This window comes from Pectobacterium sp. PL64, from assembly GCF_022477975.1.
In the GTDB taxonomy this organism is placed as follows: domain Bacteria; phylum Pseudomonadota; class Gammaproteobacteria; order Enterobacterales; family Enterobacteriaceae; genus Pectobacterium; species Pectobacterium jejuense.
In genome coordinates, this window is record NZ_CP092070.1 from 3,817,826 (window position 1) to 3,834,523 (window position 16,698).

Annotated in this window: 13 protein-coding genes and 1 tRNA gene; 1 reads left to right on the top strand and 13 read right to left on the bottom strand. The window is 50.1% G+C overall.

The genetic code is table 11. From position 1 onward, the window contains the following. Nucleotides 1–156: 156 nt before the first annotated feature. Nucleotides 157–1,296: a tRNA epoxyqueuosine(34) reductase QueG gene (queG, locus tag HP572_RS17060; protein WP_205554962.1), complete on the top strand. Its 1,140-nt coding sequence runs from the start codon at nucleotides 157–159 to the stop codon at nucleotides 1,294–1,296. A gap of 517 nt (nucleotides 1,297–1,813) precedes the next feature. Here the strand turns inward: queG and ahpF are convergent. The 13 genes from ahpF to HP572_RS17125 form a co-directional block, all read right to left on the bottom strand. Beyond that, nucleotides 1,814–3,376, bottom strand: coding sequence for an alkyl hydroperoxide reductase subunit F (ahpF, locus tag HP572_RS17065; RefSeq protein WP_240583828.1), 1,563 nt, complete (start codon nucleotides 3,374–3,376; stop codon nucleotides 1,814–1,816). A gap of 144 nt (nucleotides 3,377–3,520) precedes the next feature. Continuing rightward, nucleotides 3,521–4,084, bottom strand: a complete 564-nt coding sequence (gene ahpC, locus HP572_RS17070) for an alkyl hydroperoxide reductase subunit C (protein WP_039278061.1) — start codon at nucleotides 4,082–4,084, stop codon at nucleotides 3,521–3,523. Nucleotides 4,085–4,194: 110 nt separating this feature from the next. Then, nucleotides 4,195–5,844 carry a DUF4153 domain-containing protein gene (locus HP572_RS17075; protein ID WP_240583829.1) on the bottom strand — a complete coding sequence of 550 codons (1,650 nt, stop codon included), beginning with the start codon at nucleotides 5,842–5,844 and terminating at the stop codon, nucleotides 4,195–4,197. Between the two features lie 253 nt (nucleotides 5,845–6,097). Continuing rightward, nucleotides 6,098–6,173 (bottom strand) — tRNA-Gly (locus tag HP572_RS17080). 314 nt (nucleotides 6,174–6,487) lie between these two features. Beyond that, nucleotides 6,488–7,477 carry a hypothetical protein gene (locus tag HP572_RS17085; protein WP_205554965.1) on the bottom strand — a complete coding sequence of 330 codons (990 nt, stop codon included), beginning with the start codon at nucleotides 7,475–7,477 and terminating at the stop codon, nucleotides 6,488–6,490. A gap of 183 nt (nucleotides 7,478–7,660) precedes the next feature. Beyond that, nucleotides 7,661–7,870, bottom strand: coding sequence for a hypothetical protein (locus tag HP572_RS17090; RefSeq protein WP_371745337.1), 210 nt, complete (start codon nucleotides 7,868–7,870; stop codon nucleotides 7,661–7,663). Between the two features lie 375 nt (nucleotides 7,871–8,245). Then, a complete protein-coding gene (locus HP572_RS17095) occupies nucleotides 8,246–9,724 on the bottom strand; it encodes a hypothetical protein (protein WP_240583830.1) in 1,479 nt (492 codons plus the stop codon). 224 nt (nucleotides 9,725–9,948) lie between these two features. After that, nucleotides 9,949–10,875 (bottom strand): D-2-hydroxyacid dehydrogenase, encoded by a 927-nt coding sequence (locus HP572_RS17100; protein ID WP_240583831.1) that lies wholly within the window; start codon nucleotides 10,873–10,875, stop codon nucleotides 9,949–9,951. Between the two features lie 69 nt (nucleotides 10,876–10,944). Beyond that, nucleotides 10,945–12,246, bottom strand: a complete 1,302-nt coding sequence (locus HP572_RS17105; protein ID WP_240583832.1) for a DUF6138 family protein — start codon at nucleotides 12,244–12,246, stop codon at nucleotides 10,945–10,947. Beyond that, nucleotides 12,213–12,653 (bottom strand): DUF6138 family protein, encoded by a 441-nt coding sequence (locus HP572_RS17110; protein ID WP_240583833.1) that lies wholly within the window; start codon nucleotides 12,651–12,653, stop codon nucleotides 12,213–12,215. Before HP572_RS17110 ends, HP572_RS17105 begins: the two co-directional genes overlap by 34 nt. A gap of 65 nt (nucleotides 12,654–12,718) precedes the next feature. Then, nucleotides 12,719–14,779 carry a DUF2207 domain-containing protein gene (locus HP572_RS17115; RefSeq protein ID WP_240583834.1) on the bottom strand — a complete coding sequence of 687 codons (2,061 nt, stop codon included), beginning with the start codon at nucleotides 14,777–14,779 and terminating at the stop codon, nucleotides 12,719–12,721. Between the two features lie 4 nt (nucleotides 14,780–14,783). Beyond that, nucleotides 14,784–15,326, bottom strand: a complete 543-nt coding sequence (locus tag HP572_RS17120; protein WP_240583835.1) for a LemA family protein — start codon at nucleotides 15,324–15,326, stop codon at nucleotides 14,784–14,786. Nucleotides 15,327–15,531: 205 nt separating this feature from the next. Next, nucleotides 15,532–16,581, bottom strand: coding sequence for an NAD(P)-dependent alcohol dehydrogenase (locus HP572_RS17125; RefSeq protein WP_240583836.1), 1,050 nt, complete (start codon nucleotides 16,579–16,581; stop codon nucleotides 15,532–15,534). Between the last annotated feature and the right edge of the window lie 117 nt (nucleotides 16,582–16,698).

Sequence of the window (16,698 nt, forward strand, 5' to 3'; positions counted from 1 at the left end):
TGCTCTTGGTTTTCATTACAATTTTTTCATTACAATGACTTAAAATTAGCAAGCAACCTAAACGACCGCCAGCATTCCGCACGTCTCAGCAGGCATCGGCTCTGCGGCGCGAATATGGTAACATCAGCACGTCTTGTTTATTTCTGTGGCCCCATCATGTCATACCCCTACGATCTCAACGAATTAGCGCAACACATCAAACAATGGGGACAGGCATTAGGGTTCCAGCAGGTCGGCATTTGCGACACTGATTTGTCCGCAGAAGAACCTCGGCTTCAGGATTGGCTGGATAAGCAATACCACGGGGAAATGGACTGGATGGCGCGCCACGGCATGTTACGAGCGCGTCCGCATGAATTGCTGCCCGGCACACTGCGCGTCATCAGTGTACGTATGAATTACCTGCCTGCCAAAGCCGCATTCGCCAGTACCTTAAAAAACCCAGAACTCGGCTACGTTAGCCGCTATGCACTCGGCCGTGATTACCACAAGCTATTACGCCAGCGCCTGAAAAAACTCGGCGACCAGATTCAGGAATACTGCGGTGAATTGAATTTTCGCCCCTTTGTCGATTCCGCGCCCATCATGGAGCGCCCGCTGGCTGCGAAAGCCGGGCTTGGCTGGGTTGGTAAACACTCACTAATTCTGAACAGAGAAGCCGGTTCCTGGTTCTTTCTCGGTGAATTGCTGATCGATTTACCTCTCCCCGTCGATCGCCCACAGGAAGAACAGTGCGGCCGCTGTGTCGCCTGCATGACCACCTGCCCAACCGGCGCGATTGTCGCACCTTATACCGTGGATGCCCGTCGCTGCATTTCCTATCTGACTATCGAATTGGAAGGTCCGATTCCTGAAGAATTTCGTCCGCTAATGGGTAATCGCATCTATGGCTGCGATGACTGTCAGCTGATTTGCCCGTGGAATCGGTTTTCACAGCTTACCGACGAGGCGGATTTCAGCCCGCGTGCCGCGCTGCATACGCCAGAGCTGCTGGCGCTATTCGGCTGGAATGAAGAGAAATTTCTACGTATTACGGAAGGGTCACCGATCCGGCGCATCGGCCATCTCCGCTGGCTACGCAATATTGCCGTCGCACTGGGGAATGCCCCCTATCAGGATAGTATCGTGCTGGCGCTGCAAGCCCGTCTGGGTGAAAGCGAACTGTTGGATGAACATATCCACTGGGCAGTTCATCAGCAGTTGGAACGTCGTGCATTGCTGGAAATTGACGTCCAATCCACACAGAAAAAACGACTTATTCGTGCAGTAGAGAAAGGATTACCGCGTGATGCGTGAGCCGCTCAAACTATTGTCATCAGTTTGTCGCACGCGCTGTGAATAAATAAAAAAAACCGTTGCCAATCAACTGTCACAAAAAGTACAAGCGATAGTTATAACGTTTTACAAGTAAGATTTATGAATAGATATCAATAAGATACTCTACAGTATTTTATGAATAACATGGCATGATTAATAAATAACCAACAAACAGCCTGTGGATAAGTCTGTTAAGAAGAATATGATTTTTTGTATTAACTGATAAAAGATGATGTGGATTAAGGTAACGCTTGCGCTCGAAATATGATGCCGTGTAGACAGTAAAAAACGGGCAACAGCACAAAGCGGCGAGCATTATGAATTTCTTATTGTCCTTTAGCAAGGGCTGAGATCTAATTTTTACGATCGAAAGAAAAATTCTACGATCAAAAGCAAAAACGCGGCGACACCTCTTCATGAGGCATCGCCGCGCGGAACGTTAAGATCGTCGTCAGAGAAGCGGGACGGCAACATCCTCCTTCCCCACAAGCTGATGTTATGCGCGGGTTCTGATCAGATAATCAAAGGCGCTCAAGGATGCTTTTGCGCCTTCACCCGTCGCGATAATGATCTGCTTGTACGGCACCGTCGTACAGTCGCCGGCAGCAAAGACCCCTTTCACGCTGGTTTCGCACTTAGCATCAATCTCAATTTCACCGATGCGGTTTCTGGCTACCGTACCTTCCAGCCAGTGGGTGTTAGGCAGCAGGCCAATTTGTACGAAGATGCCTTCCAGCGCTAAATCGTGCACTGAATCAGTAAGACGATCTTTATAGCTCAACCCCGTCACCTTCTGTCCATCACCTTTCACTTCAGTAGTTTGCGCATTCAGAATGATGTCAACGTTCGGCAGGCTACGTACTTTCTCCTGCAATACCGAATCCGCTTTCAGTTCCGGTGCAAACTCAAGCAGCGTGACATGTTTCACTACGCCTGCCAGATCGATAGCCGCTTCCACACCAGAGTTTCCGCCGCCAATCACCGCAACGTGCTTGCCTTTAAACAGCGGGCCATCACAGTGCGGACAGTATGTTACGCCGCGTGTACGGTACTGATCTTCACCGGGGACATTCATGTTTCTCCAGCGCGCGCCGGTCGCAATGATCACGCTACGCGCTTTCAGTGTCGCACCGGATACGGTAATCACCTGATGCGGTTTACCCGGTTCGCCACCAGGAATTAAGGCTTCTGCACTCTGCGCATCGATCACGTCAACATCGTAGTCATCAACATGGCTCTTCAGCGCCGTCGCCAGTTTGGCCCCTTCCGTTTTCGGCACGGAAATGTAGTTTTCGATATCGACGGTATCCAGTACCTGACCGCCAAAGCGCTCACCAACCAACCCGGTGCGGATGCCTTTACGCGCCGAATAGACCGCCGCTGCTGCGCCCGCCGGGCCGCTACCGATGATTAACACATCATAGACGTCGCGTTGGTTCAGCTTCTCAACCTGTTTAGCGCCCGCGCCAGTATCGATTTTAGTCACAATCTCAGCCAGGCTCGTCCGACCCTGGCTGAAGTGCTCGCCATTCAGGAAAATGGTGGGAACGCCCATGACATTACGGCTTTGAATCTCATCCTGAAACACACCGCCATCAATCGCGGTATGGGTGATATTCGGATTCAGCACCGCCATTAAATTCAATGCCTGCACCACGTCTGGGCAGTTGTGGCAGGACAGCGAGTAATACGTTTCAAAGTGGAACGAACCGTCAAGATGGCGGATTTGATCGAGTAATTCTTTCGCTTCTTTCGACGGATGACCGCCCACCTGCAATAACGCCAGAATCAGGGAGGTAAATTCGTGTCCCATTGGCGCACCGGCAAAACGCGGGCCGCTTTGGGAATCTGGATTGGTAATCAGGAATGACGGCTTACGTACTGCCAGATCATTCTTTTCAATAAAACTTACCCGATCGGACAGCTCAGCAATCTCAGCCAGCAGGGTTCTGACTTCAGCAGATTTGGCGGAGTCATCCAGAGTCGCAATCAACTCAACAGGTTTGGTTAATTTTTCCAGATAGGCTTTCAACTGGACTTTCATCGTATTGTCGAGCATTGGTCGTCCTTAATTAGGCAAGGTGGTACAAAAGCAGAATCGCGCGGGGTGCTGGCCCCAAAAAGCCGGGCCAGAAAAATCGGGTGCAATGCACCCGACAAAAATAGCCATGTTTTCCACAGCTATGTTTTCCGAAGTGTTAGCTTAGATTTTGCCAACCAGATCCAGAGACGGAGCCAGTGTAGCCTCGCCTTCTTTCCACTTGGCTGGGCACACTTCGCCTGGGTGAGAAGCCACGTACTGCGCCGCTTTCACTTTACGCAGCAGGTCAGAGGCATCGCGGCCAATGCCTTCAGCCGTGATTTCTACCGCCTGGATGATGCCCTGTGGGTCAACGATGAACGTACCGCGGTCAGCCAGACCTTCTGCTTCGCGCATGTTTTCAAAGTTACGCGTCAGTTGGCCAGTTGGGTCACCGATCATGGTGTATTTGATTTTGCCAATGGTTTCAGAGCTGCTGTGCCACGCTTTGTGCGTGAAGTGGGTGTCGGTGGAAACAGAGTAGATTTCCACGCCACGCTGTTGGAATTCGTCGTAGTGGTCAGCGACATCACCCAGTTCGGTCGGGCAGACAAACGTAAAGTCAGCCGGATAGAAGAAGAACACGCTCCATTTGCCTTCGATGTTCTTCTCAGTCACTTCAATGAATTGGCCGTCTTTGAAAGCCATGTTTTTGAATGGTTTAACTTGGGTATTGATTACTGACATCACTTTATCCTCATGTGTTTTCGCATGCGGCTAAAGTACAGAAACGTGATCGTTATCACCAATCTGTTGTCTTTATCGAATCAATAAGTAATACCTAACGTAGCGTGAAATCAGGGATACGTGATCTCCATATTCTGGTCACCGATCCTGACCGTCTTGAAGCGTGGGGCAACGGCTTCAACCTTGCCGTCCTTCACCAGCGCGACCAGTTTTTCCGTCCCTATCGCGCCAAACATACTGGCCGCAATCTGCCACTGTCCCTGTTCATCACGGGCGAGGATCTTCCCACCATTCCCCCAGCCCACTCTGGGAAAAACGAGCACTTCGTTATGACCATCGCCGGTCAAATCAATCGCAAAGAGCAGGCAAGCAATTTCCCTGCACTGATTACCCAGGTTATCGCCCTGCAGCATGCTTTCGACCCCGTCTTCCAATGGCCCCACCCATTCGACCTGAACAGGGAGTACTTTCGCAGGGTGCCCTTGCAGCCGATCGCGTAGTGCCTGACGCCCTGTCTCATCCAGTATACGGTCTTGCTTCAATTCTTCAGCCAACCAGGTAAACTGCTGCCTGCCCGCCGTCCCTAACTCATCGCGCAGCGCCCACAGGTCAAATTCATCGACCGGCGTTTTCCCACTAAGCAGACGCTGAACCTGATTTCTCGCACTAAACGCTTCTGGGTTTAACAACGGCGTATGCAGCAATACCATCAGAACGCAGGTGACAGCCGCGAGCAGCGGATTGCTCGTGCGTAAATTCCCCAACCAAACGCCAGAGCGGCGGATGACGGCCCATACCATCGCCAGGCTATAAAGCATCGCGATCGCCACGACGAAGATCGACTGAAAACGGAAAGGCGTCAGGCCATACTGTTCTATGCGCAGCCAGCTGGAATAGCCTGCTAACCCAACCAAAATCGGCAGACACATCACACTGGCGCTAACCAACCCGCGTAAAACCACCGGGTAAGCGCGGCCTTCGTTATCATCCTGAGATGTGCAGTTAATCAAAAAGAGGTTTACACCCATCAGGCATAACAGAATGACGGTGGAACGGCCGGTATTCCATATCGGCTCCAGGCCGCTAAAAGGCAGCGTTAAGGTGAAAACCACTGTAATCAGTGCACTAAACGGCAGCAGGAAACGACAAGCCGATAGCAGAATCCCGCGCAGCAACCCGATTACGGCTTCTTTGGTCATTCCGATATATATGCCGAGAGAAAACACCACCGGCAAAAGCAGCATATAGAATCGGTAATGACTGAATACTTTACTTACCTGCCGGAATCCCAACATGTTGAACAGCATGCCGCACAGCACGAGCAGCAACACAACGACCAGAACGAGTAGCCAGGCCAACAGCACAGTAAAAATATTGATCCAGGCGTGTTTACAGAGTGCATCGTAGGACGGCCATCGCCCTTCACGGTCTGGCCAACTGCAAATGAAAGTACAGCAGATATAACCGAGGAGGATGCCACACAGCACCCAGGAATCCAGCAACCGGAATAGTCCATTTTCGAAGAGGATCCAGCCGCTGATGGCGGTCATCAGCGCGGTCAGCACGCCAGCCAACAGCCACGTCTTTTTCACCAAGAGAGTGCGTTCCAGCAATTGCAGACTAATGCCGCCAACCACCGCCATCGTTATGAGCATTCCCTGAAGAGCGCCCTCTTTCATTTCAAGCGCCGCGACAAGGAGCAGCCCCTGAAGCAAGCCAATAGTCAGATAAAACTTTAACGATGGGGCATGGGCGGACATGGCAAATCCTTTTGTCGAGAATAAACGTGAGTATATCCGGATCGGCGGAGTCAATATGCCAGCAATAACTATCACGGCGTATTGCAACGTAGCGACTATGTTATTCCATGAGTGGAAAAAGTTGCTATTACGACAGAACGACGATGGACAGTTTTACCACAAATTGAAAATAGGATTGATGCAGAATAAGGATGTTATGCGGCGATAAGAGCCAGAAATCAGAGTAAAGAAGAGAGTTAGAGATGAAGAATTTTGGAGCGGGAAACGAGACTCGAACTCGCGACCCCGACCTTGGCAAGGTCGTGCTCTACCAACTGAGCTATTCCCGCAGAGAATCGGATTTATTATCTTTTACTTTCAGCAAAAAACCGTGCCGAAACCAAAATTTATCAAACCCTGTCAAATCTCATGTAACTTAATGAATTTAATCACTATTTACTAACAAAATGATTCGACGGTCAGCATTATGTACCAATCAACTTAACGTGGCAAGCCCTTTTCACTGAAAACCTTACCGTCCCGTTTTAACCAGCCCCAACGCTGTGGAGGCAAAGCTATAAGCCCGCCTCCACGACTAAACCACTTAGGCGTTAAGAGGTTTCGCGTTACGTCGTTTACTGCCTGGGGAATCTTATGTTCTTACTTATAATTGGTTATACCAGTTGCTATCCCAGTTCCGTTGGTGGATCTCCGAAGCAGAACCATCACGAGGAGCGGAACGTGCGAGATGCCTTGTTAGGAGATCAATCCCCATATCGATGGTTTGGGCATAATTATCTCGATTAAGCGTCTTTTCGGGATTGGCCCCACGAATTGTATTAAATACCGCAATCTGAGCATCCGCCAAATCGTTGGCCAAGGCGACTAATTCATCAGAGTCATTCAATACCTTCTCCAAACGATTAACTTGTTCTCTATTCAGATCTCCTGACTGCGTCACAGAAAGCGTCCCATCTTTATTCACACTAAATCCAAAAAATGCGTCCTTTAAGTCAGGGTGGTCTTCAGCAAGTTGATCCAGAAAAGACGAATAAGCCTGATCAATTTGCTTCGTTACTGAGGAAAGATTACCCGAGACCTCATCCAATACTCCTAAGTATTCGTCCAGACTGGACGCAAGCATTGCCTCCATTAGCCTAGTTTGATCTTCCTCACTTATATAACCTGGCTGCCCAACTCTCGCACCTTCAACAGTTCTTAGCTGCTCAGATGCCGTATCGCCGACCTTCTGCTTTGCAGTGTATTCCTGAAATTTAGCAAGGGCTTCTTGGCTTATCTCTACAACCTGACGCTCAATGGTTTCCCCAGTTAACACAGCTTTACTCTTCGCGGCATATTGTTCAGTCTGGCTATTCATCGTTCGAGGACTTTGCCCCGAATCTGCAACTGCATACGATCCAAACGTAGAAATGCTATTCATAATACCATTTGCTCCTGTGTGCCATGATTTAACGCTGTGCAATAAGGTTTCCCTGCAAATGTGCTCAAATGTGATATGAGTAGCGCTTTTTCCTTCTACACCAACATCTTCCTGAGCTGGGACACCAGTACACACTAAAATATGCTGACTACGTAGTAGAATGTATGCGTAGTGAGCATCAGAACTGCCAAGAATTTGATTAAAACTATCCACCAACCGCCGATGTAACGTGATAGGTTGTCTCAAGATTATCTTATCGTTGAGTAATCCGAATAAGGTGATTTTTCCTGAATGCAAGATTTGGAACTTTCTAAATTAGGCAGAATTACCCCCTAATATAGTCTTAACGGCTATTTTTCAGAATTCTTTAGAATATAAAGAGAGTGATATTGTTTTTTAAATAATTAATTGAATGCTAATAGTAATATGGTGTCCATGACTAAAATCTATCTCACTACGCAGGATATTATCAGTATGGAAACGAACGAAATTATTCAGAAATAATTGCCCCATCGGTTCGGCGATATGTACTGTCAACGTCAGGTTCGGTGTTTTCCAGAACTGATGGCTGTACGGTAACGGCTCTTGTCTGAAGACACACAGCACCGCTCCCGCAATTGGAGAGAAAAACGAGACTCGGACTCGCGCCCCTGGCAAGGTCGTGCTCTACCAACTGAGCTATTCCCGCAGAGAATCGAATTTATTATCTTTTACTTCAGCAAGAAAATTGTGCTGAATTCACAGCGAATTAAACCCTGCCAAATAAAATGTAATGAATTGAATTTAATAACCATTTAGTCAGTAAGCAGCTCGAAACTTAGCATTATGTACAATCAACTTCGAGTGAGAGCCCCTTTCGCTGAAAACTTTACCGTCCAGTTTTAACCAGCCCCAACGCTGTGGAGGCAAAGCCATGAGCCCACCTCAACAACCAGACCGCCCGAGGATAAGGCGGCCTGGTATTTCATTGGCTTATGCGTATCAGGATCTTACGCTTTTCAACAAGGTTTGCTTGCAGATGTGCCCAAATGTGACGTACTTAGAGTTGTTACCACCTACACCAACATCATACTGATAAGGGACTGTGATCTTCCATGCACCAACATCATAAGTTGTTCTCCACGTATTGATATAACCCTGACTATAGTCTTGGAACTCCGTGGTGTAATCAGCCTGACAGGCATCCAATTTCACGGTTCCCGATGCAACTCCGTTGGCATCAGTTATTGCCCCATGACCGTTACTCGGACTAAACTCCAAATTACCGTTATTTTCTCGTTGGTCGAGGTAAAAAAGCGCAATAATATTTGGAATACCAGTTCCAGTTGAATCGGTAATACGAACGTTCCAGGTAACATCGCGATAGGCTTGCGTAGTCATGAAACCATAAGCTGTCGGAGCCGCATTTGGAATACGTAGAACCGTATCCTCTCCTTTAACAGAAGAAGTGAATCCAGCAATTTTTGAGCCTACAGACAACTTATATTTCTGAGATACTGTCGGCAACGCTGATGGATTTGGTAAAACTCTTACCAGAATTTTTTCATTTGGCTGGGAGGGAACGATCGTATTTTCCTGTCCCGTAGAACTGGTTACCCAAGAATTCCCACCGTTAGTCGAGTACGCAAGTAACCAATTATTATTCGTCCCACTAGTAATGCCATCAAGACGAAGCAAAACATGCTGGCCGCGTAGTGCGATAAATTTGTAGTAATCTACATCAGAATCACTATCAGAGTTAGCTTCAACCTCTTTCAAATTATCAGATAAAGGATAAGCCAATGAAGGGATATCATTCAGCTCATAGTCATCAACATTTGTATTAACGATAGCACCAAAGTTAAAAGCGGAACCATCTGCGGTATTGGCTTCCATAAACCAATAGTAGTGCCCCGGTGGCGTTAAATCCAACGTAGCTTCATCAGCATTCCCTGCTTGATTTGAATAATTAATTGCCGTCACATTATTCTGGCCATCATCGCGCATCAAGCTAAGTGCAATATCGGTTTCAGGACTCATGCCTACGACGAACGCGGTTGTTTTAGCACGCTGAGTGATTTCAAAGTGATAACAGGCGCTGCCTCCACTTTGCAGCCCATCCAGCGTATAAATTGAATTTACGGCAAGGGTTGGACACAAAGGGGTAAATGCAGCGTTATTAGCAAGAGGTTGAGTGCTGGATAACGGTTTTTTTTGCGCGCTTTTTGCATCAGCCTGCGCAGTGGGAGCATTGGGAGTAATAACGACAACGCCCTCATTTTCCGCTTTGTGGAATTTATAATTACTTGCAGCATGCGCCTGTATACTGTTAGGAGCATCAAATACAGAAACCGTGCCTTTCTTTTGCAGTTTCCCAATATCCTTCACTTCGACAGAAACGCTGGTTTCAGCAATCGCTGAACTCATGCAGAATGCCAATCCGGCAGCCGCAAGATATACATTTAAACGATGGTATTTCATCCCAATATTTCCTTATCTTTGAGTATTCTCAAATAGAAAGCAGACTTATTATTTAATAATTAACAAATACTGAATGTTAAGCGGACGTAGTATTACACCGACACGCCGGATAATCTCAATAAAATCTTACAAAAATATTTAAAATGAATTTTTTTTAAATGAGCAAATTGAAATTATTATTAAGTATAATTAATTCGCTCATTTATAATTCATTCAATAATTATTCAATACTCTCGATTAAAATCCACCTCGCCACGCAGCGTATTATCAGCATGAAAGCGAGCGAGATTATCCAGAAATAATCGCCCCATCAGTCCCGGCACCATTGGTCCGGCAATGTGCGCCGTCAACGTCAGATTCGGTGTGTTCCAAAACGGATGGCTGTACGGTAGCGGCTCTTGCCTGAAGACATCCAGCACCGCACCCGCAATCTGTCCACCACACAGCGCCGCCCGCAAATCATCATCCACTACGGCGCTACCGCGCCCGACATTAATGAACAGCGCCGAAGACTTCATGGCGGCAAATAGACGGGCATCATAGATATCGGTGGTTGCCGACGTATCGGGAAGGAGATTGATGACATAGTCGGCCTTCGGTACCGCAGCAGGTAACTCCGCTAAGCTCATGATCCGTTTAAAATCAGGCCGCTGTCTTGGCGTACTGACAATACCGTATAGCTCAACGCCAAAAGGCCGTAGGAAGCCTGCAACCTCACAGCCGATCTCTCCCGCACCGACAATCAGCACGTTTTTATCCGCCAGCGATCCCGGTAAGCGATGATCCCAGCGCCGCTCTTCCTGACTGGCTTGCCGTTCCCCCAGGCGCAGCTCATGCCTGAGCATATAAGCAATCACATACTCGGCTATCGGCTGCCCAAACACGCCAACGGCGCGACTCAGACGGTAATCACGCGGTAACCCATCGGCCAGCAGCGGCTTGAACCCCGCCCAAGTCGACTGTAGCCACGTCGGTTTCGCTCCCTGAGCCAGCAGTGCCGCTGCGGTATCAGGTTCGCCCAGCCAAATCGGGCAGCCCGCCGCTTGCTCTGCCGTACCGTTCGAGAGCACCAGCTCAAGCTCCGGCGCACTATGATTTAAGACAGAGCCGATCTCATCGGCACGCGAGTCCAGCAGCAGAATAGCGGTCATAAGCACGTTCCTTAGCAGAGTGAGGCACCTTCGGCCTCACTCCGATCATTGTCTTCATTACGTTTACGATTAGGCCGAAGCCTGAATGAGCGACGTCAGTAGCGCGCCGCGCTTCGCTTCCGATTTTTTCACCAGTGCGGCAAGTTTCTTGGTATTGCCCCAGATGAGATACAGAATATGTTCTATCACGGCGGGTTCCCGCATCCGCACTTCTTCGACCAGTTGTTCGAACAGCGCGTCATCCTCTAACGCAGGCAACATATTCAACTTTAGGCTTTCTGTCGCATGGCTCAGACAGGCAACCAGCGTCGCCACGTTCTGTGTCGTCACGCCATGCTTATCGAAAAACGCACGAATGAAGGCATCCTGTAGCGATTGATGCTCATCATCCACACTTTCCATGTAATCTTTAACGAGTGGGAAGTATCCCGCCTCAGTCAGGCCCAGCCCGAATACCGCATAACTTCCCGGCATACAGCACTTTTCGCCTTCCGAATCGGCGTACCACTCAAATTCTTCAATCGCAGTACGCGCATAATCCTCAAGAAGCGGATAGTTCGATGCATACTGCAACGCGTTAGCAAAAAAACGATGGGTATCTGATTTTGCCAGACCCTTGATGGGAAGGTACTGCCGCACCGACGATTTCAGGACAATCTTGTAGCTCTTTGGGAAACCAAGCGTCAGTAAGCGCGTAATGAAGCGCAGCGCCTGCTCATACGCTTCGGCGCTTTCCTTGCGAATACGAACGGTGATGGTCGAGAACACATCATTCGCCACGCACTCCACCAATTCGTTCTTCAGGTTAATCAGCGCGTGCTCAAACGTGCCGCTTCCCTCTTCCATCATGCTTACCGCACGCGGATAGCCCAACTGCTTCGCGATATCCAGATATTCCAAAGCCTGGGACTTACTATAAGAAGGTTCATAGCGCAGAATCATAACGGCCGCATAGAGCACTAATTCAACGGGATGAAGCGCTTGTGAACCCTGTAACTCCAGTGCGATACCGGGATTGAGGGTATACTTATCTGGTTCAAAAAAATACTCGGGTTTGGACACGTCGCAATAGCGCAACAAAAAGTGCTGATCCACCCACGCTTTTAACTCACGGGTAATGGTGCGTCGATGTTCCGACAACTCCGCACCTCCTGCGTTTCGCTGCTGAATCAGCTCAAGCAGAGTGATGACGTTGTCGATATCCATCGCAGGAAAGAGATGCGCATCGAACAGGTGACGAACCAGAAAGAACGTTTGCAGCGGCTCCGTCGGCGCATCGCCATGCGTCAGGTGTCGATCGGTATAGGCGTGGATAGACTCAAGTAGCCGCTGTTTTTTCACCTCGTTGGTGAACGTAAACAGCGTAACCAACAGGCGGCCTTCCGTTGCCGGGAAGATACGGCACGGAAGCAAAACTGGTAGTCAATCAGCGCCGTATCTGCCAGTTTCTCAACACGCTGCGCGATAGCCTGAGCCAGCACAGGAACGATACTTTCCTGTATTTGCGCGACGCTCAGCGCACCTTTGCGACTGCCGGGCGACACCCCATCGGCATCCGGCTTCGCTTCAGAGGATATCGACGTACGCCCTGGAGCATAATCCAGTATCAAATCATCATGGATGCCAGCCTGCAACGTTGTTCGCGATACAATCTCATCAAGCCCGGCCCTTTGCTCCTGCGTATCAAACCATTTGTTGATTGCCGTAAGCGATTCATCCCGCATCGGCAGGTCGTGTTGTGGTGATACCCCGGTCTCGTTTGAATGCCTGTCCGTCATTTTTCTATTTTTCCTTATTATTTATCGCAGATGAAATACTGCCCCAAAGCACGGTATTGATGCTTCTACCAACCGCCTCCACCGCCACCACCGGAACCGCCCCCCGACGATCCCCTGCCGGAAGAGCCTGAACCACTGGAACTGCCGCCACCTCCCCCGCCAGAGCCGGAGCTCACCACCGTTATCGACGAGGCACTACACATGCGGTTGAACTGGGAGATTCCGTTCCACTGCGTACTGGAGAACACGTCAGAGGCCATTTGGTGGTTTTTCAGATACTGAGCAAACGTATTAGCCCAGGTTTCCCCCACGCCCAACGCCAGTGCGTAAGGCAGCATGCGTTCAAAATGAGTCACTCGCTCATCGGGCGGATACAGCGTCTCATAACGGCGCTCTTCTGCGGTGCGGAGGTACAAGGTCATCCCTTTGGCTATGGCCAAACCATTCAACCCTTTCTGGGTATGGCGCGGGACGATGCAGAAGAAACCCAGACACAGTAACAGGCTGACCAATAAGGCACCCTGATAGTCTGTTGGCAGTTGAGACGATGTCAGTAAGCGAAACAGCCCGAGACCAAACGGCAGCGTAAAGAGAAACCCGGCCACCACCAGAAAAAGCGAGGCTTTACTTTTCTCACTATTCTTTAGCAGCGCGGAAAAGCGTGCGTATTTAATTAATTGCAGACACAGCATCATACTGAACAGCAGGAAAGGCATGCCGATGACCGTACTGATTGCCGTCCAGAGATTAAAGAAAAAACCGTACAGCACCGGAACCAAGAGGCTTAGCGCGAGTCCCGCTCTCACGGCTCCTGCAATCGATAAAAACAGCGTCGGGTGCATTTTTTCATAATGCGTCTCTTGAGCCTTGCGCGCCTTCTGCATTGGCACCGAACGCATACTGGTTTCCGTAATATCCAGTTTCTTCGTCTTGCCGGGAAACAAGGTACTAAGGAGCTGTTTATCCTCAGGTGTCAGCTTCATAGACTCGCTTTCAGGTAAGCGAGTGAGCCACTGCTCTTCTCGCTTCTGCGTCATACCACTTCGGCTTTTTCTCGGCTTATGGATGACTTTTGTCAGCGCAATCGCACGCCTGGCAACCAGATCCAAGACATCGCTGGAGAAAGCCACATTATCGTAGGTTCGTTGACAGAGGTAACGTACATAGCCGGGATAAATGCCATTGGGAACGCTATACAACGGCATGACTGCGGGTTTCGTTAAGCCAAGGGGGGTTATATGCTTACTCCACCAAAACAGGTAGTAAGCCACGATCAGAAAGGGGGGAAACCACAGTATCCCGCTTTTCAACGCGGGCGAGAGCCAATTCCCCAGCAGAGAATCCTCTTGCGGTGCCGGGGCGGAAGCCAGAATACTCCGTGGCCAGGTGTAGGCGACGGTTACGCCTTCCCCTGGATGCAGCGGTGCGAGCGTCTCAATACTGCCATCAGCCAGAATGCGGGCGTTGTCGCCTTTCCAACCCACCGGACCGGTATAGACGTCAACCGATTGCAGACGGGAATCTTTACCGCTGGCAGAGAGAAACGCGGCTTGCTCCGGCAGATACAGGCGAAAACGAACTCGGTTGATAGGATAGCTCCAACCGTTACCCGTGACGTTCCAATACAGCTCATCCCAGTCGGGAAAGCGGCTGAAATGGTTACTCACCTGATACTGAATACGGTAGCGGTATACTCCGGCTTGTAGCTGACGATCGGCACGGCCAATCAGTAACTTAATCTGTTCGCCCGTTTGATCAATACTGTAGCTTTCCGGCTCGCCATCTCGCAGCACCTGTGTAATCTGGTACGCCAGCCGGAACGTACTGCCGTCCTGCCGATGCCAGACCAGCGGGAGCGTACGGAAAATCCCTCGTTTGATCTGCTCGCCGGTCGACTGAACCTGAATGGTCTCGTCCACCAGCATGGTGCCATCCGTCTGGAAGCGAGCCTGCGAATCAAACAGCAGAATACGTTCGTCCGCCGTCTGCTGAGAAACCGTCGTTCCCGGCGCAACGCTAACCCCGGGGATAAACGTATTATCCAGCGCGTTTGCCTGAACCAGAGCGATCCACCCGAGTAAAACCAACCAGCCGCAACGGCGCAGCGCATCCACCCACCTTGCCATCACGTCACTCCATCCGTGGAACGTCACCTTCTGCGGGATTCTCCAGTTCAAAGAACGTTTCGGTTTTAAACTGGAACAGGTTGGCGATTAACAGACTGGGGAAGGATTCCACCTGAATATTCAAATCCCGCACCGTGGCATTGAAATAACGGCGCGACATCTGAAGCTGCTCTTCAATTTCAGAAAGCGATTGCTGCAAGGCGAGGAAGTTTTGGTTGGCTTTCAGGTCAGGATAAGCCTCCGCCAGCGCAAAAAATCGCCCCAGCGTCCCTGAGTATTCCCGTTCATTCTGAGCAATTTGTCGCGTGCTGCCAGTCTGGCTAGTACGCTGACGGGCAATGGCTTCCAGCAGATCTTTTTCGTGCTGCGCGTAGCGCTTGACCAACGTCAGAAGATTAGGGGCCAGATCGTGACGGCGCTTTAACTGCACTGCAATGCCGCTCCAGGCTTCATCTTTAAAACGTCGCAGAGATATCAATCGGTTGTAGGTAAAAATCGCCCAGATAACCACCAAACCAACCAGAGCTAAACCAAGATAAATTTCCATTTTAAGCTGTCTTTTCGCTGTGATAGAGAAGGAAAATCAACGTGTTGGTATAAAGATATGACGACGAATAGTACCGCATTCACGCGTCGTTGGTGACAGGAAATTACGATGGTTTGGTTTTTCTCATGATATAGAGAAGGCGTGATAAATCATGTCATGACAGCCCCACAGCACGGGGAAATCCGTGCTGTGGGACCTAGGCCAATCAGGCGTTCAGCGTGGCGTTATCAATGACGAAGCGGTATTTCACATCGCCTTTGAGCATCCGCTCGTAGGCCTCATTGATTTCGTCGGCGCGAACAAGCTCGATATCGGAAACAATCCCGTGCTCGGCACAGAAATCCAGCATTTCCTGCGTTTCAGGAATGCCACCGATCATCGATCCCGCCACCGTACGGCGTTTCATGATCAGGTTGAACACGTTAGGAGAAGGATGCGGTGACGCAGGCGCACCGACCAGCGTTAGCGCGCCATCGCGCTTCAGCAGAACCAGAAACGCATCCAGATCGTGCGGCGCAGCAACGGTATTCAGGATTAAATCGAAGCTGCCCGCGTGCGCTGCCATCTCTTCCGCGTTACGAGATACCACGACTTCATTTGCACCCAGCGCCTTGGCATCTTCACGCTTAGATTCAGACGTGGTGAACGCCACAACATAAGCACCCATGGCATGCGCCAGTTTGATCCCCATGTGACCAAGCCCGCCGATACCCACGACGCCGACCTTCTTACCCGGCCCGGCATTCCAGTGGCGCAGCGGCGAATAGGTGGTAATCCCCGCGCACAGCAGAGGCGCGACCGCAGCCAGTTCCGCCTCGGAATGACGGACGCGCAGCACATAGCGCTCATGCACGACGATCTGCTGAGAATAGCCACCAAGCGTCCAGCCGGGCTCATCCGCAGTCGGGCCGTTATACGTGCCGACCATCCCGCCACAGTAGTTTTCTAAGCCATCATCACATTCTTCACAGTGCCGACAGCTGTCCACGATGCAGCCAATACCGACCAGATCGCCCGCCTTAAAGGCCGAAACATGTGCCCCTACCGCCGACACCCGTCCGACGATTTCATGGCCGGGTACACAGGGAAACTGTGTGCCTGCCCATTCAGCACGCACCTGATGCAGGTCCGAGTGGCAGATGCCACAGTACGCAATCTCAATCTGGACATCGTGGGCTCCCGGCGCACGACGGACGATCTGCAACGGTTCAAGAGGTTTATCGCCCGCATGGGCCCCATACGCATGTACAAGCATGGCTATTTCCTTTTCTGTTGAGAAACCGATCATGTTGAGAATCGATCATGTTAAGAAATCGAATATTTTCCTAAATCCCTCAGCAGGTAGGTATAGCATTCCGATGGTTTTCTTGCC

Excerpts from the sequence above, each read along its gene's own strand:
- queG (WP_205554962.1), top strand. The coding sequence starts at position 157 with ATGTCATACCCCTACGATCTCAACGAATTAGCGCAACACATCAAACAA.
- ahpF (WP_240583828.1), bottom strand. The coding sequence starts at position 3,376 with ATGCTCGACAATACGATGAAAGTCCAGTTGAAAGCCTATCTGGAAAAA.
- ahpC (WP_039278061.1), bottom strand. The coding sequence starts at position 4,084 with ATGTCAGTAATCAATACCCAAGTTAAACCATTCAAAAACATGGCTTTC.
- HP572_RS17075 (WP_240583829.1), bottom strand. The coding sequence starts at position 5,844 with ATGTCCGCCCATGCCCCATCGTTAAAGTTTTATCTGACTATTGGCTTG.
- HP572_RS17095 (WP_240583830.1), bottom strand. The coding sequence starts at position 9,724 with ATGAAATACCATCGTTTAAATGTATATCTTGCGGCTGCCGGATTGGCA.
- HP572_RS17100 (WP_240583831.1), bottom strand. The coding sequence starts at position 10,875 with ATGACCGCTATTCTGCTGCTGGACTCGCGTGCCGATGAGATCGGCTCT.
- HP572_RS17110 (WP_240583833.1), bottom strand. The coding sequence starts at position 12,653 with ATGACGGACAGGCATTCAAACGAGACCGGGGTATCACCACAACACGAC.
- HP572_RS17115 (WP_240583834.1), bottom strand. The coding sequence starts at position 14,779 with ATGGCAAGGTGGGTGGATGCGCTGCGCCGTTGCGGCTGGTTGGTTTTA.
- HP572_RS17120 (WP_240583835.1), bottom strand. The coding sequence starts at position 15,326 with ATGGAAATTTATCTTGGTTTAGCTCTGGTTGGTTTGGTGGTTATCTGG.
- HP572_RS17125 (WP_240583836.1), bottom strand. The coding sequence starts at position 16,581 with ATGCTTGTACATGCGTATGGGGCCCATGCGGGCGATAAACCTCTTGAA.